This is a genomic window from Buchnera aphidicola (Pemphigus immunis), assembly GCF_964059115.1.
Lineage (GTDB): Bacteria > Pseudomonadota > Gammaproteobacteria > Enterobacterales > Enterobacteriaceae > Buchnera_C > Buchnera_C aphidicola_C.
Genome location: NZ_OZ060411.1, coordinates 1 through 4,405, shown reverse-complemented (window position 1 = coordinate 4,405; position 4,405 = coordinate 1). Strand labels below are relative to the sequence as shown.

The following is a 4,405-nucleotide window of genomic DNA, read 5'->3' as shown; positions in this document are numbered from 1 at the left end:
TAAATAAAAGCATATTGATAGTATCAGATAAATTCTTTATTTTTTAATTATATTATTATTATAACATGTTTATTTTATAGCCCAATTTAAAGTTTGATTGAGAAGTTTTGTCCCTTGAGGTGTTAAAATTGATTCAGGATGGAACTGAAATCCACAAATACGTTCACAATCATTTCTTATTGCCATAATAATTTTATTAAAAGATGCGTTTACAATAAATTTTTCTGGTACTCTTTTGCAAATTAAAGAATGATATCTTGCTACCGGAAATGGATTATCTATATTTAAAAACATTTTTTTATTATCGTGATTAATCATAGAAACTTTACCGTGTAATATTTTTTTTGCGTATCCAATTTCTCCTCCATAAACTTGAACAATTGCTTGATGTCCTAAACAAATTCCAATTATAGGTATTTTCCCTTTAAGTATTTTTAATAATTTTAACATGCATCCTGCCTCTTCTGGCTTTCCAGGTCCAGGAGATAATATTAATATAGGATTATTTATTTTCAAAAGAGCATTAATGATTGTTGATGTAGAAACATAATTACGATATATAATAACTTTATGTTGGCTGATTCGTAATTGATCAACTAAATTATAAGTAAATGAATCGATATTATCTAAAAGAAGTAAATTAGCCATTAAACGACCTCTCTGGAGCTATGGGCATAAATTATTGCCTGGATTACTGCTTGAGCTTTATTTCGGCTCTCATTAGCCTCTTCTTGCGGTACAGAGTCTAATACTATACCTGCTCCTGCTTGTACTGTTGCTAAATTATTTTCTACATAAGCGGAACGTATAATAATACATGTATCGAAATTTTTAGATTCTGTAAAATATCCTATGGATCCCCCATAACTTCCTCTTCTTTCTTTTTCAAATTTTGAAATTAATTCCATAGCTTTAATTTTAGGAGCTCCAGTTAAAGTTCCCATATTCATGCAAGCACAATAAGCATGAAAAATATCTAAATTAGATTTTAAATATCCAACTATTTTGGAAACTAAATGCATAACACATGAGTAACGATCAACTTTTGTTAAACTAGCAACATAACGGCTACCTGGTTCACATATTCGTGCTAAATCATTACGGGCTAAATCTACTAACATTAAATGTTCTGATAGTTCTTTTTCATTCATTCTCATTTCTAATTCTATTTTACTATCTAAATCTAAATCTATTGATCCATTTTCTTTTTTTCCTCTAGGTCTTGTTCCAGCAATTGGATAAATTTCAATTTTTTTACTTTTAGAGTCATATTTTAATGAACTTTCAGGTGATGCTCCAAATAAGGTGAAATCTGAATCTTGCATAAAAAACATATATGGACTTGGATTGCTTTCTTTTAATCTTTGGTAAGCTGATAATGAGTTAACACAAGGTAAATAAAATTTTCTAGAAGGAACTACTTGAAATATGTCTCCTTGCTTAATCGATTTCTTCATTTTTTTTATAATTTTTATGTACTCTTTATCGGTTAAATTACATTTTAAGGAAATTTGATCAATTTTTTTATGTTCTATTATTGGTAAATTTCGAGTTAATTTGATTTTTATTTCTTGTAAATTTTTTTTTAATCGATTTTTTTCTGAAGATTTTCCATTAAACAAACTACTTTGTATAATACAATTTTTCTTTTGATGATCTAAACTCAATAACGTTTCAGCTAAATAAAAACATAGATCTGGACATTTTTGATTTCTTTTTAAAATAGGTAACTTTTCAAAATTATTAACAAGATCATATGAAAAAAGACCTCCAAAAAACATTGATTTTGTTAAATTTTTTGGTATTTTCATTGTTTTTAATAATAATCTAAAAGTATCAAATATAGATATAGATCTTAATTTTTTATCTTCATCTATTTCATGATTCATAAATGGAAATATTAATCTTCGGCTATTTTCTAATGAAATGTTTTTAACAGTATGAGGTAACAGTAAATCTAATTTCAATAAAAGCGATTTACCATTTTCTGTTAGTGCTTCTACTGTTACGATATTATCTAAAGAAGATATTCTTAAAGCGCTATCTATTATTATCATACTTTCTAAAGCATGTTTTTTATCTATTTCAGCTGATTCCAATAACAAAGTAAATTTTTTTTTATTACAAAGTTGATTAAAAATGGTAGTCGGATCAGATTGATAAATTCCTTCAATTTGCAATATTTCAACCTCATATCGCCTATTTTTCATTATTTTTTATTCCATAAAATTGATAATTAGAAATGTTTTATAAAAATAAATTGGAAGAATAATTCTAGAAAATTATTTTTATAAACCTAAATAATAGTTAACTCATTAACCAATAAAAAGTCAATAAAATAACATTTTTTTTTTACAGATTTTCACCAAAATCTCGCTTATATATAAGATAATTAAATATATATATATATTTATATAATAATAACTGAAGTATACATAGGAGTATATATTTAATTGTTTTAAGGGATAAGCAGCTATAAATGTTTGTTAACTATTTGATTTTAAATAACTTTTTAATAATGAACTGTGCAACATTCCCATATATTGTTGTTTAAAATTTTCTTTATTTTTTAAAAAATAAGCATTAATTGAAACAAAAATATCTTTTTATTTTTTTAATAAAATTTTTTTATTTTTTTAAATAAAAAAACGTATTTTTAAGAAATAATTATTTTTTACTTCTTAACAATACGTTTTTAAAAAAATTAGTTTTTATTTTTAAACAATATTTTTATGAAATCATATTAAATTTATTTTTAATGCTTGTTTTATAGTTTGTTGTTTTTTTTTGTTAGATCTCATTATCTGTTTCACAAAGTTTTGATGAGGGATAATGACATATTTCACATCTATAATTTTACGTCCATATTTTTTTTTATTGGACTTATACGAATTGATTACTTTTTTCTTAATAAGAATATCGAGAGCGTTTTTCATTGCTCTAATATTTTCTGAAATTCGTAAACTTAATTCTCTAGAACTACAATTTAAAAAACTGATAAGGGAAGGAGTATAAGGCGACAATTTATGAGCTTGAACCCAATAATGACTCATTCTTTTATACATATATCTAGCTAAAGGAGAACGAATTTGCATCCCTATTGTGTAATTATATTGTCGGAAGGATAAATTATTAATAGCGTTATTTACAAGAGGATTAAATTGAATATAACATATTCCTTTATTTTTATTTGTCGTTAAAAATTTTTTTGTAGTTAAACTAATTACAGGGAAAAAACTACTACTAATAAATACTTTTTTATCATTACTAATGCACTCAAGAGTCGCTCCTTGGCAAACTTGTATAGCTTCTTTAATTTCATTTAAGTTGTATCCATGTCCAACTTTAATCAGTTCTTTTTGTAATTCATAAAGAGTAAATATTACTCCTGCTTTTCCATCAATTATTTTACCTTTTCCTTCTACAGCTAATTTTCTCAAAACATCTTCTAAAATTTCTTCTCTTTGTCCTGGATAAATTAATTCAGTATTAAAGTTTGTTTTTTCAATAATGGCTGGTTTAATTTTAATTAAAAATCGTTTTCCTCTTAAATTACAGTGTCGTATTAGAATAGCATTCGATAAATTTACATTTTCTTTTTTTTGATTCCAAACATATTTTGGTATTGCATCATAAATTTCTATAGTATTTGAATACTCATCTTTTTTGAATTTTGATTGCAATATTTTAAATAAAAGCATATTGATAGTATCAGATAAATTCTTTATTTTTTAATTATATTATTATTATAACATGTTTATTTTATAGCCCAATTTAAAGTTTGATTGAGAAGTTTTGTCCCTTGAGGTGTTAAAATTGATTCAGGATGGAACTGAAATCCACAAATACGTTCACAATCATTTCTTATTGCCATAATAATTTTATTAAAAGATGCGTTTACAATAAATTTTTCTGGTACTCTTTTGCAAATTAAAGAATGATATCTTGCTACCGGAAATGGATTATTTTTTTTTGAGAGAGCATCAATGATTCTTGATGTAGCAACATAATGACGATATATAATAAATTTAAGTAGGCTGATACGTAACTGATCAACTAAATTATAAGTAAACGAATCGATATTATCTAAAAGAAGCAAATTAGCCATTAAACGAGCTCTCTGGAGCGTTTATCGAGAATTGTTGACTGGATTACTGCCTGAGCTTTATTTCGGCTCTCATTAGCCTCTTATTGCGTTACAGAGTCTAATACTAATCCTTCTCCTGCTTCTCCTGTTCCGATATTATTTATAAAGTATATTTTATAACAATTATCTGTAATAATTATTTTTTACTTCTTAACAATACGTTTTTAAAAAAATTAGTTTTTATTTTTAAACAATATTTTTATGAAATCATATTAAATTTATTTTTAATGCTTGTTTTATAGTTTGTTGTTTTTTTTT

At 24.8% G+C, this 4,405-nt stretch carries 3 protein-coding genes and 1 pseudogene; all 4 read right to left on the bottom strand.

Annotated elements, in window-relative coordinates; translation table 11 throughout:
• Window positions 1-78: 78 nt before the first annotated feature.
• Window positions 79-648 (bottom strand): annotated as a pseudogene (locus tag AB4W77_RS02715) (aminodeoxychorismate/anthranilate synthase component II); the annotation flags it as partial.
• Complete coding sequence (locus AB4W77_RS02710; protein WP_367681705.1) at window positions 648-2,210, bottom strand: anthranilate synthase component 1; 1,563 nt, start codon at window positions 2,208-2,210, stop codon at window positions 648-650. The gene AB4W77_RS02710 and the pseudogene AB4W77_RS02715, both read right to left, overlap by 1 nt.
• Before the next feature lie 528 nt (window positions 2,211-2,738).
• Complete coding sequence (locus AB4W77_RS02705; RefSeq protein WP_367681704.1) at window positions 2,739-3,701, bottom strand: RepB family plasmid replication initiator protein; 963 nt, start codon at window positions 3,699-3,701, stop codon at window positions 2,739-2,741.
• Between the two features lie 56 nt (window positions 3,702-3,757).
• Complete coding sequence (locus AB4W77_RS02700; RefSeq protein ID WP_367681703.1) at window positions 3,758-4,108, bottom strand: glutamine amidotransferase-related protein; 351 nt, start codon at window positions 4,106-4,108, stop codon at window positions 3,758-3,760.
• Window positions 4,109-4,405: the final 297 nt, after the last annotated feature.

Coding starts and splice junctions, on each gene's coding strand:
- AB4W77_RS02700 (WP_367681703.1), bottom strand. CDS start 4,108: ATGGCTAATTTGCTTCTTTTAGATAATATCGATTCGTTTACTTATAAT.
- AB4W77_RS02710 (WP_367681705.1), bottom strand. CDS start 2,210: ATGAAAAATAGGCGATATGAGGTTGAAATATTGCAAATTGAAGGAATT.
- AB4W77_RS02705 (WP_367681704.1), bottom strand. CDS start 3,701: ATGCTTTTATTTAAAATATTGCAATCAAAATTCAAAAAAGATGAGTAT.